This is a genomic window from Enterobacter sp. Bisph1 (assembly GCF_000814905.1).
Classification (GTDB): Bacteria; Pseudomonadota; Gammaproteobacteria; order Enterobacterales; family Enterobacteriaceae; genus Kosakonia.
Genome location: NZ_JXAG01000049.1, coordinates 70,199 through 84,909, shown reverse-complemented (window position 1 = coordinate 84,909; position 14,711 = coordinate 70,199). Strand labels below are relative to the sequence as shown.

The following is a 14,711-nucleotide window of genomic DNA, read 5'->3' as shown; positions in this document are numbered from 1 at the left end:
CCGGGTATGCCGACGCCGACGCTGCCTTTGGTGGCAAAATGCGCATCCGCTTCGGCCACCAGCGAGCCGATAGCCTGCAGAAACGCCTCATAGCTTTCATGAGGCGTTGCGACGCGCTTTTCCCACTGTAAACGCCGGTTGGCGTCAAAGACGCCTAGCGCAATTTTTGTGCCGCCAATATCAAACCCGTAATTCATCGCCACTCCTTTGTTGTGGCCCGTTACACGCTAAATTACTGCCCGCTCAGCACGCGCGCAGGATCAATATTGCTCGCCCGGCGTGCCGGATACCAGCTCGCCAGCAGGCTTAACGCCAGCGCCGTCACCAGCACATAGACGACATCCAGCGGATGCAGCTCCGAGGGCAGGAAATCGATAAAGTAGATATCGCCCGACAAAAACTGATGGCCCACCAGCTTCTCCAGCACATTAATAATCGGCGTTAACTGCAGTGAAACCACGACGCCGATGACGACGCCGCTGAGGCTACCAAACAGCCCCGCCAGCAAGCCGTACCAGACGAAAACGGCGCGGATAAGCCCATCTTTAGCCCCAAGCGTACGCAGCACGGCAATATCGCCGCTCTTATCTTTTACCGCCATCACCAGCGTCGAGACAATGTTAAAACAGGCTACGCCAATCACCAGCACCATCGCCAGATACATTATGGCGCGGATCATCTGAATATCGCGGTACATATAGCCATACTTGCCGATCCAGCTTTTGATATAGACATAGCTGTTGGTCACTTCACCGGCGTCGCGCACCAGCTTTTGGGCGTTAAACACATCATTCACTTTGATGTCGATACCGGTGACGCTCTCGCCCATATCGAGGTACTGCTGCGCATCCTGCATCGGGATCATCGCATAGTTGTGATCAAGCTGGCCGCTCAGTTGTAAAATGCCGCTGACATGCAGACGCACGCGTTTCGGCTGCAGCAGTTTATGCGCGTCATCGGAATTGGGGATCATGATCGACACCCAATCGCCCTGCTTCACTTTCAACGCTTCGGCCACGCCTTTACCAAGAATGATTTGCTGCTCCCCGGCACGAAAATTCTGCCAGGCGTCGCCCTGAACAAATTTAGGTAACGCACTGAGCTGGGTTTCCTGTTGCGGATCAACCCCTTTGACCTGAATGGCGCGCAGGTTCGCCCCGCTCTCCACCAGACCGGTAAAGTTAATGTAGGGCGCGGCGGCGGCAATGCCCGGTACTTTTTTTACCTTTTCCAGCACCGTTTGCCAGTTATTCCACGGCTGGTTAACCGGCTCGATTTCACCATGCGGCACCACCGCTAAAATACGGTTGTTCAGTTCGCGCTCGAAACCGTTCATCGCGCTTAAACCGACGATCAGTACCGCCACGCCCAGGGCGATACCGACGGTGGAGATCACCGAAATCAGCGATACCATTCCGCCACGGCGGCGACCGCGGCTAAAACGCAGCGCCAGCAGTAAAGAAAGAGGTGAAGCCATTACTCGGCCCCCATCAGGGTCACTTCGGTATTCAGATGACCGTCACGCATTTCCAACTGACGGTTCATGCGCTTTGCCAGTTGCAAATCGTGAGTTACCACCAGAAAGGCGGTGCCCTGGGATTTATTCAGCTCGCCCAGTAGTTCGAAAATGCTGTCCGCGTTACGGGCATCGAGGTTACCGGTCGGTTCATCCGCCAGCACCAGGCGCGGGTTATTCACCAGCGCACGGGCAATGGCCACACGCTGGCGTTCGCCGCCGGACAGCTCGGAAGGACGGTGGCTGGCGCGATGTTCGAGGCCGACGGCGCGCAACATTTCTCGCGCACGGGTGTCAATTTCAGCAGGTTTTTTCTTGCCGATCAGTAGCGGCATCGCCACGTTTTCCAGCGCGCTAAAGTCCGGCAGCAGGTGGTGAAACTGATAGATAAAGCCCAGTTCGCGATTGCGCAGCTCCGCTTTCGCCGTCGACGAAAGTTTACTCATCGCCTGGTCGCGGAAAATAACATCGCCGGAGGTTGGCGTATCCAGCCCGCCTAACAGGTGCAGCAAGGTACTTTTGCCAGAGCCGGAGCTGCCAACAATCGCCATCAGTTCGCCTTCCGCCATGCTAAAGCTGACATTGTGCAGAACATCGGTTTGCACACTGCCTTCCTGATAGCGTTTGCACAGGTTGTCGCATTGCAACAGGATCTTATTCATAACGTAAAGCCTCAGCGGGTTGGGTGGCGGCGGCGCGCCAGGAAGGGTAAAGCGTAGAGAGCAGCGCGATGGCCATCGCCACCAGCGCAATGACGATGACCTGCAGCGGATCAATCGCCACCGGCAGCGCGGCACCATCAAGGAACGCACCGATAATCGGCATCAGGTTATTTAACTGACTGGCGAGCAAGGCTCCCAGCCCGGCACCAAGCAGCGCACCGATAATCCCGGCGCTGGCCCCCTGTACCATAAACACCAGCATGATTTGCCGCGGCGTTAATCCCTGGGTTTGCAAAATGGCCACCTCACCCTGTTTTTCCATCACCATCAGGCCAAGGGAGGTAATAATGTTGAAGGCAGCAACGGCGATGATCAGGCTTAGCAGCAGCCCCATCATATTTTTTTCCATGCGCACGGCCTGGAATAGCTCGCCCTTACGCTCGCGCCAGTCCTGCCATTTGGTGCCTTCCGGCAGGGTCTGCTGGCTGAGCACATCGACTTTCAGCGGCTCGTTCAACCACAAACGCCAGCCGGTGATATTACCCGCCGGGTAGCGCATCAGGCGCGACGCATCATCAATGTTAACCAGCATCTGGTACTCATCGACTTCACTGTTGGCGGCAAAGGTGCCAACGACGGTAAACAGACGCTGGCTCGGCAAACGTCCCATCGGCGTAAACTGGCTGGCGGAGGGCACCATCACACGAATTTGATCGCCGCGATTGACGCCCAACTGCCCTGCCAGCTGCTCACCGAGAATAATATTGTACTTTCCGGCCTGCAGGTCGCTCTGTTTCACATTCACCAAAAAGGGTGCCAGCGGATCCGCTTGCGCCGGATCGATCCCCATCATTACGCCCACCGCGACGCTGCGCGCGCTTTGCAGCACCACATCGCCGGTAGTCAGCGGCGCAATGCGCGTTACGCCCTGCAATTTCACCTGGCTTGCCGGGAGCTGTTGCGGGTTGAGAGAGCCGGTTTTGGTGGAAAGCGTGGCCTGCGGCATCAGCCCCAGGATGTTATTTTGCAGCTCGCGTTCAAAACCGTTCATCACCGATAACACCGTGACCAGCGCCATAACGCCCAGGGTGATGCCAATGGTTGACAGCCAGGAGACAAAGCGACCAAAACGGTCCGCTGCGCGTCCGCGCATATAGCGCAGACCTATAAAAAGAGTGACAGGCTGATACATGAAATCCGTCTGGTTGCTGATAGCAAAGTGAGGAGTATATAAGCGAAAGCCAGGAGCGTAAATGAGTGAAACGGTAAGTATTCGTCAGACAGATAGCAAAAAAATTTGCGAAATCAATCCAATAGACGGGCGTAAACGCCTGTGCGCGGGCGGATGTTTCTACAAAGGTCAATCATGCTGGCGTTTCACCATAATCCGAAAATAGAAAAATACAGACACTTCCCCAATACAACTTCCGGCTGCCCCAGCAGGATATATATCAGATATTTTGGTAAAACAGGCAGTCGAAAGAATGAAAAAGAAGCAGTTATGGTTAAACCAGATCAAGGGGTTATGTATTTGCCTGGTGGTGGTTTATCACTCCGTCATCACTTTTTACCCGCATTTATCGGCCTTCCAGCATCCCTGGTCGCCGACGCTGGCGAAATGCTGGATCTACTTTAACCTCTATCTGGCGCCGTTTCGCATGCCGGTATTCTTTTTTATTTCGGGCTATCTGATTCGCCGCTATATCGATCAGGTCCCATGGAAAGAGACCATTGATAAACGGATCTGGAGCATCGTCTACGTACTGGCGCTATGGGGCGTTTTGCAATGGATTGGCTTAACCCATATTAACGAATGGCTGGCACCGGGGCGTGATCTACATGATGCTAATAACGCCGCCTATGCCGATAACGGCAGGGAGTTTATCCAGGGCATGCTCACCGCCAGCACCAGCTTGTGGTATCTCTATGCGCTGGTGGTCTATTTCACCCTGTGTAAATTATTAAGCCATTGGAAAGTCCCGGCCCTTGCGCTGATGATTATGGCGAGCCTGGCGATCAATTATCTGCCGCTGCCGTGGTGGGGAATGAACAGCGTGGTGCGCAATATGATTTTTTATTCGCTGGGTGCATGGTATGGCGCAAGCGTTATGGAGTGGGTAAAAACCGTGTCGTTGCGCCGCTATGGCCTGCTGTTTGCGCTGGCAACGGCGGTAGCGTTTGGGCTGTGGATGTTTAATATGCCGCTCCCGCTGTGCCTGTTATCCATCGTCGGCGTGATGCGTCTGTTTTATATGCTTGAACAACGTTTTCCGCCGAGCGAAAACAATCTACTGAACGTGATCGGTTCCAACACGCTGGCGATTTACACCACTCACCGCATTTTGATAGAGGCGATTAGTCTCGCCGTACTCAAGCCGCTCAACGCGGGCGCGTGGCCAAAAACCGTCGAGCTGGCGCTATTGCTGGTATATCCCTTTGTCACCCTGCTGATCTGCACGCTGTTCGGGCTGCTGGTGCGCAAAATGTCCTCTGCATTGTTCGCCGATCTCTTTTTTACACCGCCGACGAGACACCTTGCCGCCCTGCAGGCGCGTTAATCAGCGTAGCGTATTGGCTAAACCGGCCCGATCACAGATAATAATGGTATTGCGTATCAGTGATATGCCCCCATAACGGGGGCATACCCAAACGAGATCCTGACACCGTCTATGCCTGAACAATATCGTTATTCCCTGCCTGTTAGCGCAGGCGACCAGCGCCAGTTTGGCGAACTCACCGGCGCTGCCTGCGCCACCGAAGTGGCAGAAATCATCGAGCGCCATGCAGGCCCGGTGGTACTAATCACCCCGGATATGCAAAACGCGCTGCGCTTACAGGACGAAGTCGCACAGTTCACCGAGAACCTGGTGATGAACCTTGCCGACTGGGAAACGCTGCCCTATGACAGCTTCTCACCGCATCAGGAGATTATCTCCGCCCGCCTGTCGACGCTGTACCAGCTTCCGGCGATGCAGCGCGGCGTGCTGATTGTGCCGGTCAATACCTTAATGCAGCGCGTCTGCCCGCACAGCTATCTGCACGGTCATGCGCTGGTGATGAAAAAGGGACAACGCCTGTCGCGCGATGAGCTGCGTAAACAGCTTGATAGCGCCGGGTATCGACATGTCGATCAGGTGATGGCGCACGGGGAGTACGCCACGCGCGGCGCGCTGCTCGATCTCTTTCCGATGGGCAGCGAGCAGCCTTTCCGCCTCGATTTTTTTGATGATGAAATCGACAGCCTGCGCCTGTTTGACGCCGATACCCAGCGCACGCTGGAGGAAGTCGAGGCGATCAATTTACTCCCGGCGCACGAATTCCCGACGGATAAAAACGCAATAGAGCTGTTTCGCAGCCAGTGGCGCGATAAATTTGACGTCAAACGCGACGCGGAACATATCTATCAACAGGTGAGTAAAGGCACGCTGCCCGCCGGGATCGAGTACTGGCAGCCGCTGTTTTTTAGCGAACCGCTGCCGCCGCTGTTCAGCTATTTTCCGGCCAATACCTTGCTGGTCAACACCGGAAACCTGGAAAGCAGCGCCGAGCGCTTTCAGCAAGAGACGCAGGCACGCTTTGAGAATCGCGGCGTCGATCCGATGCGCCCGTTGTTAGCGCCGCAGACCTTATGGTTGCGCGTGGATGAACTGTTTAGCGAGCTGAAGCGATGGCCGCGCATCCAGTTGAAAACCGAGCAGCTGAGCGATAAAGCGGCGCATGTAAACCTCGGTTATCGGTCGCTGCCGGAGCTGGCGGTACAGGCGCAGCAGAAATCACCGCTGGATAGCCTGCGCAAATTCCTTGAATCCTTCGGCGGGCCGGTAGTCTTCTCCGTGGAGAGCGAAGGCCGCCGCGAGGCGCTCATCGAACTGCTGGCGCGCATCAAAGTTGCCCCCAAACGCATTCTGCGTCTCGACGAAGCCACCGCGTCCGGTGCGTTTTTAATGATTGGTGCCGCCGAGCATGGGTTTATCGATACGCTGCGTAACCGCGCGCTGATTTGCGAAAGCGATCTGCTCGGCGAGCGTGTCGCCCGTCGCCGCCAGGATACGCGGCGCACTATCAACCCGGATACCTTAATCCGCAACCTGGCCGAACTGCACGACGGCCAGCCGGTTGTGCATCTGGAGCATGGCGTTGGCCGCTACGCCGGGATGACCACGCTGGAAGCGGGCGGTATCAAGGGTGAATACCTGATGTTGACCTACGCCGGTGATGCAAAATTGTATGTGCCGGTCTCTTCGTTGCACCTGATCAGCCGCTATGCGGGCGGTGCGGAAGATAACGCGCCGTTACATAAGCTTGGCAGCGATGCGTGGACCCGTGCGCGGCAAAAAGCGGCGGAGAAAGTGCGCGATGTGGCGGCGGAGCTGCTGGATATCTATGCCCAGCGGGCAGCTAAAGCGGGCTTCGCCTTTAAGCATGATAAAGAGCAGTATCAACTGTTCTGCGACAGCTTCCCGTTTGAAACAACGCCGGATCAGGCGCAGGCCATTAACGCGGTACTGAGCGATATGTGTCAGCCGCTGGCGATGGATCGTCTGGTGTGCGGCGATGTCGGCTTCGGTAAAACCGAAGTGGCGATGCGCGCCGCGTTTCTGGCAGTTGAAAACAACAAACAGGTGGCGGTGCTGGTGCCGACTACCCTGCTCGCGCAACAGCATTTTGATAACTTCCGCGACCGTTTTGCCAACTGGCCGGTGCGCATTGAGATGCTTTCCCGCTTTCGCAGCGCCAAAGAGCAGGCGCAGATCCTCGAACAGGCCGCCGATGGGAAAGTCGATATTCTGATTGGCACGCATAAGCTGTTGCAGAGCGATGTGAAGATGAAAGATCTCGGCCTGCTGATTGTCGATGAAGAGCACCGTTTCGGCGTACGCCATAAAGAGCGGATTAAAGCCATGCGCGCCGATGTCGATATTTTGACGCTGACCGCGACGCCGATCCCGCGCACGCTGAATATGGCGATGAGCGGAATGCGCGATCTGTCAATTATCGCCACCCCACCCGCGCGTCGTCTGGCGGTAAAAACCTTTGTCCGTGAATATGACAACCTGGTGGTTCGCGAGGCGATCCTGCGTGAAGTCCTGCGCGGCGGGCAGGTTTATTATCTTTATAACGACGTGGAAAATATCCAGAAAGCCGCCGACAGACTGGCGGAGCTGGTGCCGGAAGCGCGGATTGCCATTGGTCATGGGCAGATGCGCGAACGCGAGCTGGAACGGGTGATGAATGATTTCCACCATCAGCGTTTTAACGTGCTGGTGTGCACGACGATTATCGAAACCGGCCTCGATATTCCGACGGCGAACACCATTATTATTGAACGCGCCGATCACTTTGGTCTGGCCCAGCTCCATCAACTGCGCGGCCGCGTCGGGCGTTCGCACCACCAGGCCTACGCCTGGCTGCTGACGCCGCATCCAAAAGCGATGACCACCGATGCGCAAAAACGTCTGGAAGCCATCGCCTCGCTGGAAGATTTAGGCGCGGGCTTTGCGCTGGCGACCCACGATCTGGAGATCCGCGGCGCCGGGGAACTGCTCGGCGAAGATCAGAGCGGGCAGATGGAAACCATTGGCTTCTCGCTCTATATGGAGCTGCTGGAAAATGCCGTCGATGCCCTGAAAGCGGGCCGCGAACCCTCGCTGGAAGATCTCACCAGCCAGCAAACGGAAGTTGAGCTGCGGATGCCGGCGCTACTGCCGGATGATTTTATTCCCGATGTGAATACCCGATTGTCATTCTATAAACGTATTGCCAGTGCCAAAGAAGAACATGCGCTGGAGGAGATCAAAGTCGAGCTTATCGACCGTTTCGGTCTACTGCCGGATGCCGCACGCAACCTGCTGGATATTGCCCGTTTACGCCAGCAGGCGCAAAAACTGGGCGTTCGCAAACTGGAAGGCAATGAAAAAGGCGGCATGATTGAGTTCAATGAGAAAAATCATGTCAATCCGGCGTGGCTTATCGGCCTGCTGCAAAAACAACCCCAGCATTTCCGCCTGGATGGACCGACACGGCTGAAATTCACCGAGGATCTGGCGGAGCGCAAAGTCCGTATGGAATGGGTGCGTAACTTTATGCGTCAACTGGAAGAGAACGCTATCGCCTGACGCTGTGATATTCCCCCGGTGATGGCTGCCGGGGGCGCTGGTTGCGGCGCGAGCAAATATGCAATCATTTACAACACTTTGCACTCATGGCGCTGCTCCCGGCCCGCTGGTTAGCCATAATCATCTGTTCAATTTCACATAATGATAACCTTAAGATTAATATGGACTGTGTTGATGATTAAGACTCTCCGCTTCTCTCCCTGGATTGCGCTCCTGATGCTGGCGGTCAGCGTGACGATTGCCCTTCCCGTTCGAGCTAACACCTGGCCGCTGCCGCCAACCGGCAGCCGGCTGGTGGGTGAAAACCGTTTCCACGTTGTTGAAAATAACGGGGGTTCGCTGGAGGCGATTGCCAAAAAATATAATGTTGGCTTCCTTGCATTGTTGCAGGCTAACCCAGGCGTTGACCCCTATGTCCCGCGCGCGGGCAGCGTACTGACTATCCCGCTGCAGACGCTGCTACCGGATGTCCCGCGCAAAGGGATGGTTATCAACCTTGCTGAGCTGCGTCTCTATTATTATCCGCCGGATAAAAACGAAGTTACCGTCTACCCGATAGGTATCGGTCAGCTCGGCGGCGATACGCTGACGCCAACGATGGTGACCACCGTCTCAGACAAACGCGCCAATCCGACCTGGACGCCGACGGCCAATATTCGCGCACGCTATAAAGCGCAGGGCATCGATTTGCCTGCGGTAATGCCGGCCGGGCCGAATAATCCGATGGGCCACCATGCTATTCGTCTGGCAGCTTTTGGCGGCGTCTATCTGCTGCACGGGACCAATGCGGATTTTGGTATTGGGATGCGCGTCAGCTCAGGCTGTATTCGCCTGCGCGATAAAGATATCTCGGATCTCTTTGCCCGCGTGACGCCTGGTACGCCGGTGAATATCATTAATACCCCGATCAAAGCTTCCGTTGAGCCGGACGGTACGCGGCTGGTGGAAGTGCATCAGCCCCTGTCGAAATCCATTGATGACGATCCGAAAACACTGCCCATCGTATTGAATGCTTCTATGCAAGCGTTTAAAGACGATGCCCACAGCGACGCGGTGGTGATGGAGCATGCGATGGAGGTGCGCTCGGGAATGCCGGTCGATGTGACTCGCCATATCGAATCTATGCCACAGGCGATGTAACAGCACATCCCTGGAATAAATAAAGGCGCGCTTTTTTTTATCGCGCCTTTATTTATTCCAGGGATGGTTTATATCACGCACTTTTTTAAATTATTAACCGCTTAGAATTCATAAGTATATCTTTTATTTATCGCTGCTATTTTGTCACTGGCGATCGGCTGCCATTATTTTTATAATGATCGTTTAAACAAACTAACAAAGGTTAGGCGGCGTTATGACCAGTGAAGTCAGCAGTTGCAGTAAAAAAAGCCGTGGCCGACCAAAAGTGTTCGACAGGGAAGCGGCGCTCGACAAGGCCATGACGCTATTTTGGCAACATGGCTACGAAGCCACATCATTATCCGATCTCGTCGAAGCTACCGGGGCAAAAGCCCCAACGCTGTACGCCGAGTTCACCAATAAAGAGGGGCTCTTTCGCGCCGTTCTCGACCGGTATATTGCGCGATTCGCCCGCCAGCATGAAGCTCAACTCTTGTGCGAAGAGAAGCCGGTAGCAAGCGCGCTGCTGGACTATTTCACCGCCGTAGCAAAATGTTTTACCAGCACCGATACGCCCGCCGGGTGTTTTATGATCAATACCTCGGCGACGCTTGCAGCATCGTCGCAGGCGATAGCGACGACGATTAAATCGCGCCACGCCCAGCAAGAAGAGACGCTGCGCCAGTTTCTTACCGCCCGACAGCTTCGCGGCGAAATTCCCCACGGCGTTGATACGCAGGCTTTAGCACAATTCTTAGGCTGTATTCTTCAGGGTATGTCGATCAGCGCGCGTGAAGGCGCGGGTTATGAAAAGCTGCTGCAAATTACCCAAACCACCCTGCGCCTGTGGCCCGACTTGATCAAACCTTAAAAAAAAATGAGACGGGCAACCGTCTCATCATGTCACTGTGATAGAGATATCACATTTCAACAATAGATAAAAACTATCAGACTTTTCCCACGCTCTGCTATCCTTAAGTGTGATTATTGACCCGCTAATGATTAGCCAGAGTAATACAAATAACCTGCGTCAGTGACGATGCGCCCTGTACTTGCTTTCCTTTGCTCTCACCCTACGTGCTGTACTGAATGATTTTTGAGGCTAAGGCTATTTAACTGAACTAACACATGCAGAAGGAAAATGGAGATGATTTTGCTATTACCATTCATTAAAGTGTTAATAGTAATTACATTGTTATTTGGTCTGTGGGTTTTATTAGGTGGTTCAGTACTGTTCGCCTTTATCTCAGTTTTGATAACCGGCCTGCTACTGGTTCGCCAACACGATTTCATTTGACCTTTTAAAAGCCTGGCAGCGATGCGAGGCTTTTTTAATGCAAAAAAGGCTCCTCAGCCTGAGCGATGAGGAGCCAATATGTAGAGTACTTCTTTTTTAGGCTTTGTTATTCAAAACAAGTTGACCGTTGCCATCCAGCGGAATTTGCGTACCTGGATCTCTATCCATGCGGATTTTTCCCTGCTGGTCACCAATTTTATACGTCACGTCATAGCCGAGCATTTTTTCTGATTTGTCATACACGGTGCTGCAACGTTGCTGGGTGGTCGTGTAAGTATCCCTCTCTTGCATCCCACCCTGAATCTGATTACCGGCGTAACCGCCACCTAATGCGCCGACCACGGTAGCAACATCTTTACCGCGCCCGCCGCCGAACTGGTGACCGAGCACGCCGCCAGCGACTGCGCCAAGAACAGAACCGGTTATACGGTTCTCATCCTGCACCGGACGACGATGGGTGACCGTGACATTGCGGCACTCTTTGCGCGGCGTTTTCACCGTTTCCTTGATAGGCGTCGACGATACCACCTGTGCATATTGAGGACCGCGATCAAACACATTCAGACTGGCCACTGCGGCAACGCCCAGTGCAGCGGCCACGCCAATACCGATACCCGCTAACATTGATTTGTTCATCAGGATTCTCTCCCTGTTTGCTATTGGTAACAATTTTGCAATTCTGTAAGGCGCTAAGCCAATCAGAAAGAGCGTAAAAAAGCGGGATCGGGCAAAAAAGGCGTGACATTCAGAGTTGTCTGAGCGTGATGAGGTTTGCAGGCAGAGAGAAATGCTGCTCCCCAGGCGTTCAGGCCGCAGGGAGCAGAAGCGAGGTTAATGCAATTTCAGACGCGGACGAATGACGCGGTTAATACTGCCCACCAGCATCATTAAGCCGGTTTTGAAATAACCGTGTAGTGCCACCTGGTGCATACGGTACAGGGAGATATAGACGAAGCGCGCAATACGTCCTTCAATCATCATCGAACCGCGCATCAGATTGCCCATCAGGCTACCGACGGTGGAGAAGTTCGACAGCGACACCAGCGAGCCATGATCTTTATAGACATAGGATTTCAGCGGTTTGCCTTTCATCTGCGCCACAATGTTATGCAGCGCCAGGGTTGCCATCTGGTGAGCAGCCTGTGCGCGCGGCGGTACAAACCCGCCTTCCGCACGAGCGCACGACGCGCAGTCGCCAATCGCATAAATATCCGCATCGCGCGTCGTCTGCAGCGTCGGTTCAACCACCAGTTGGTTAATACGGTTGGTCTCCAGACCGCCAATCTCTTTCATAAAGTCCGGCGCTTTAATGCCCGCCGCCCACACCATCAGATCGGCTTTAATATATTCGCCCTCTTTGGTATGTAAACCGCCTTCGTCGGCGCTGGTGACCATAGTTTGGGTCAACACGCGCACGCCCATTTTGGTCAGCTCATTGTGCGCAGCCCCGGAAATGCGCGGCGGCAACGCTGGCAGAATACGTTCGCCGGCTTCCACCAGCGTCACGTTCAGCGCCTCGTTTGTCAGACCTTTATAACCGTAGCTGTGCAGCTGTTTCACTGCATTATGCAGCTCTGCAGAGAGTTCCACGCCGGTTGCTCCGCCGCCGACAATGGCGATGTTCACCTTGCCATTTGCCCCGAGGTTCGCGGAGTAAGTCAGGAACAGATTGAGCATTTCCTGGTGGAAACGGCGCGCCTGGTGCGGGTTGTCGAGGAAAATGCAGTGCTCTTTTACGCCCGGCGTATTGAAATCATTTGAGGTGCTGCCCAGCGCCATCACCAGCGTGTCATAAGCCAGTTTACGCTCAGGAACCAGCAGGACGCCTTTGTCATCACGCAGCTCTGTCAGGGTAATGGTTTTACTTTCGCGATTAATATCCATCACCGAACCGAGCTGGAACTGGAAATGGTGGTTACGCGCGTGGGCAAGATAGCTCAACGCATCGACGCCTTCATCCAGTGACCCGGTCGCCACTTCGTGCAGCAACGGTTTCCATAAATGGCTGTGGTTGCGGTCGACCAGCGTAATTTTCGCTTTTTTACCGCGCCCCAGTTTTTCGCCCAACTGCGTTGCCAGCTCCAGACCGCCAGCACCGCCGCCTACAATGACAATTTTTTTTAATGGTGTAGTCACGATGACCCCCTAAAATATTAACCAATTGTTAATTAAAAGTTATGTAAATAGCCCTTAGTTAACAATGGTTTACGCACACGCAACTGAACATTGACCTTGAGAATACCATGAACGGTTCATTGGTCATACCAAAATTGATATACATCAAGTTTTGGTGATTAAAAAATGTGCAAACGTCATAGTCCGGCAAAATAATGGCCGACAGAGGGGAGTCACATAGGAAAGCGCCGACAGGGATTAACCTGTCGGCAGAGGAATTAACCGAGGGCTTTAAAGGCTTTGATACGCTGCAGATGGGGCGAGATGTTCTTAAACTTGTGCGTTTGTTCCTCGTCCCAGACGATTTCATAGTAGTGATGGAGCGCTTCGGCCGAGCGTTGACTATCCAGCGCCTCATCCTGCCGCGAAAGGATCACCATGCAGCGATCGCGATTTTTTTCACGGAAGTTGGCCACGCACTTGGTGGCAATATCCTGGTACTCTTCCGGCCGGTCGATTTTCCCCTCCATATTCTCATAGGGAAACAGATTCGGATTGAAGATCACCTGGCGGATATCGCATAAGAAACCGATGCGTTCCGCCCAGTAACCGCCGAGTCCGACGCCGCAAATCAGCGGCCGCTCATCGATGTTGAGCTGCAACATTTTGTCCACTTCTTTCAGCAGATGCTGCATATCATGTTTCGGATGGCGCGTGCTGTAACTTATCAGGCGCACATCAGGATCGATAAACTGCAGCTGCAGCACTTTTTCATGGTTGCCCGGGCTGTTTGAGTCAAAACCGTGTAAATAGATAATCATTGTATCCTCACCACTTCGCCAAACGCGCGCGCAGGAATTAATGAGCCTCTTTATGCTCTTGCCAGCGCGCATTGAGCTGTTCAAGCTCTTTATTCGCCTTCTTCCAGCGCGCTGAATCCATCAACTCCTGACGAGAAAATGAACCTTTATGATACAATTGTGTAACACGCTGTGCATTGATCGGCGACAGGTTATCTAACACGCTTACCGCGCCTTTACGATTATTACAGACCAGTATCATATCGCAACCCGCATCCAGCGAGGCTTGTCCGCGTTCGGCATAGCTGCCCATGATAGCCGCCCCTTCCATCGACAAATCATCTGAAAAGATAACGCCGTCAAAGCCCAGCTCACCGCGTAATACGGTTTGCAGCCAGTAGGGCGAACCACTGGCCGGGCGTGGATCCGCATCGCTATAGATGACGTGCGCGGGCATAATGGCATCGAGTTTGTTCTGTTCAATGAGACGGCGGAATATGGACATGTCATGGGCGCGGATCTCACCTTGCAAACGTGGGTCACGCGGCGTCTCTTTATGGGAATCGGCGGTCACCGCGCCGTGACCGGGAAAATGTTTACCGGTGGTTTTCATACCGGCGCTGTGCATACCGTCAATAAAATGCGTCGCTATCTGCAGGGCTTTCGCCGGGTCTTCATGGTAAGAGCGCTCGCCAATCGCCGCGCTGATATGGCCGATGTCCAGCACCGGGGCAAAACTGATATCGATATCCATAGCAATCATTTCGCTGGCCATCAGCCAGCCCGCTTCCTGTGCCAGGCGACCGCCCTCTCCCAGCCCATTTAGCGCGGCAAAAGATTGCGCCGCCGGCAAGCGGGTAAAGCCGTCACGAAAACGTTGTACGCGACCGCCCTCTTGATCCACGGCGACCACCAGCCGATGGTGCGATGCGCGACGGATCTGGCGAACCAGTTCGCATAACTGCTCAGGATCATGATAATTACGCGTAAAGAGGATCAGCCCACCGACCAACGGATGGGCCAGAATTTCGCGCTCTTCCGCGTCCAGTTCAAAACCCTGCACATCCAACATTACGGGTCCCATAT

General features: G+C 54.2%; 12 protein-coding genes. 4 read left to right on the top strand and 8 right to left on the bottom strand.

Going from position 1 to position 14,711, the window contains the following annotated elements; translation table 11 throughout:
* The 4 genes from RW65_RS17625 to lolC form a co-directional block, all read right to left on the bottom strand.
* Positions 1–197, bottom strand: a 197-nt coding sequence (locus RW65_RS17625) for an ROK family protein (RefSeq protein ID WP_039058112.1), incomplete at its 3' end; no start/stop codon positions are given.
* 35 nt (positions 198–232) lie between these two features.
* Positions 233–1,477 carry a lipoprotein-releasing ABC transporter permease subunit LolE gene (gene lolE / locus RW65_RS17620; RefSeq protein ID WP_039058111.1) on the bottom strand — a complete coding sequence of 415 codons (1,245 nt, stop codon included), beginning with the start codon at positions 1,475–1,477 and terminating at the stop codon, positions 233–235.
* On the bottom strand, positions 1,477–2,178 hold the full coding sequence (gene lolD / locus RW65_RS17615; protein WP_039058110.1) for a lipoprotein-releasing ABC transporter ATP-binding protein LolD: 702 nt from the start codon (positions 2,176–2,178) through the stop codon (positions 1,477–1,479). The genes lolE and lolD overlap by 1 nt, the downstream gene beginning before the upstream one ends.
* Complete coding sequence (lolC, locus tag RW65_RS17610) at positions 2,171–3,370, bottom strand: lipoprotein-releasing ABC transporter permease subunit LolC (protein WP_197058899.1); 1,200 nt, start codon at positions 3,368–3,370, stop codon at positions 2,171–2,173. The genes lolD and lolC overlap by 8 nt, the downstream gene beginning before the upstream one ends.
* A gap of 292 nt (positions 3,371–3,662) precedes the next feature.
* On the opposite strand from lolC, the gene RW65_RS17605 reads away from it, so the two are divergent.
* The 4 genes from RW65_RS17605 (at position 3,663) to RW65_RS17590 (ending at position 10,284) form a co-directional block, all read left to right on the top strand.
* A complete protein-coding gene (locus tag RW65_RS17605) occupies positions 3,663–4,736 on the top strand; it encodes an acyltransferase family protein (RefSeq protein ID WP_039058108.1) in 1,074 nt (357 codons plus the stop codon).
* Positions 4,737–4,847: 111 nt separating this feature from the next.
* On the top strand, positions 4,848–8,294 hold the full coding sequence (gene mfd, locus RW65_RS17600) for a transcription-repair coupling factor (RefSeq protein ID WP_039058107.1): 3,447 nt from the start codon (positions 4,848–4,850) through the stop codon (positions 8,292–8,294).
* A 174-nt stretch (positions 8,295–8,468) separates the two neighbouring features.
* Positions 8,469–9,434 carry a L,D-transpeptidase LdtC gene (ldtC, locus tag RW65_RS17595; RefSeq protein WP_039058106.1) on the top strand — a complete coding sequence of 322 codons (966 nt, stop codon included), beginning with the start codon at positions 8,469–8,471 and terminating at the stop codon, positions 9,432–9,434.
* Positions 9,435–9,648: 214 nt separating this feature from the next.
* On the top strand, positions 9,649–10,284 hold the full coding sequence (locus RW65_RS17590; protein ID WP_039058105.1) for a TetR/AcrR family transcriptional regulator: 636 nt from the start codon (positions 9,649–9,651) through the stop codon (positions 10,282–10,284).
* 522 nt (positions 10,285–10,806) lie between these two features.
* On the opposite strand, the gene RW65_RS17585 is transcribed toward RW65_RS17590, so the two are convergent.
* From RW65_RS17585 to nagZ, 4 genes are all read right to left on the bottom strand, one after another.
* On the bottom strand, positions 10,807–11,346 hold the full coding sequence (locus tag RW65_RS17585; protein WP_039058104.1) for a glycine zipper 2TM domain-containing protein: 540 nt from the start codon (positions 11,344–11,346) through the stop codon (positions 10,807–10,809).
* A 195-nt stretch (positions 11,347–11,541) separates the two neighbouring features.
* The gene (locus tag RW65_RS17580; protein WP_039058103.1) at positions 11,542–12,846 is read right to left on the bottom strand and encodes an NAD(P)/FAD-dependent oxidoreductase; all 1,305 of its coding nucleotides are present in this window, start codon (positions 12,844–12,846) and stop codon (positions 11,542–11,544) included.
* Positions 12,847–13,103: 257 nt separating this feature from the next.
* Positions 13,104–13,646, bottom strand: coding sequence for an alpha/beta hydrolase YcfP (gene ycfP / locus RW65_RS17575; protein ID WP_039058102.1), 543 nt, complete (start codon positions 13,644–13,646; stop codon positions 13,104–13,106).
* 37 nt (positions 13,647–13,683) lie between these two features.
* Positions 13,684–14,709 carry a beta-N-acetylhexosaminidase gene (nagZ, locus tag RW65_RS17570; RefSeq protein ID WP_039058113.1) on the bottom strand — a complete coding sequence of 342 codons (1,026 nt, stop codon included), beginning with the start codon at positions 14,707–14,709 and terminating at the stop codon, positions 13,684–13,686.
* Positions 14,710–14,711 lie beyond the last annotated feature (2 nt).

Coding starts and splice junctions, on each gene's coding strand:
- lolE (WP_039058111.1), bottom strand. CDS start 1,477: ATGGCTTCACCTCTTTCTTTACTGCTGGCGCTGCGTTTTAGCCGCGGT.
- lolD (WP_039058110.1), bottom strand. CDS start 2,178: ATGAATAAGATCCTGTTGCAATGCGACAACCTGTGCAAACGCTATCAG.
- lolC (WP_197058899.1), bottom strand. CDS start 3,370: ATGTATCAGCCTGTCACTCTTTTTATAGGTCTGCGCTATATGCGCGGA.
- RW65_RS17605 (WP_039058108.1), top strand. CDS start 3,663: ATGAAAAAGAAGCAGTTATGGTTAAACCAGATCAAGGGGTTATGTATT.
- mfd (WP_039058107.1), top strand. CDS start 4,848: ATGCCTGAACAATATCGTTATTCCCTGCCTGTTAGCGCAGGCGACCAG.
- ldtC (WP_039058106.1), top strand. CDS start 8,469: ATGATTAAGACTCTCCGCTTCTCTCCCTGGATTGCGCTCCTGATGCTG.
- RW65_RS17590 (WP_039058105.1), top strand. CDS start 9,649: ATGACCAGTGAAGTCAGCAGTTGCAGTAAAAAAAGCCGTGGCCGACCA.
- RW65_RS17585 (WP_039058104.1), bottom strand. CDS start 11,346: ATGAACAAATCAATGTTAGCGGGTATCGGTATTGGCGTGGCCGCTGCA.
- ycfP (WP_039058102.1), bottom strand. CDS start 13,646: ATGATTATCTATTTACACGGTTTTGACTCAAACAGCCCGGGCAACCAT.
- nagZ (WP_039058113.1), bottom strand. CDS start 14,709: ATGGGACCCGTAATGTTGGATGTGCAGGGTTTTGAACTGGACGCGGAA.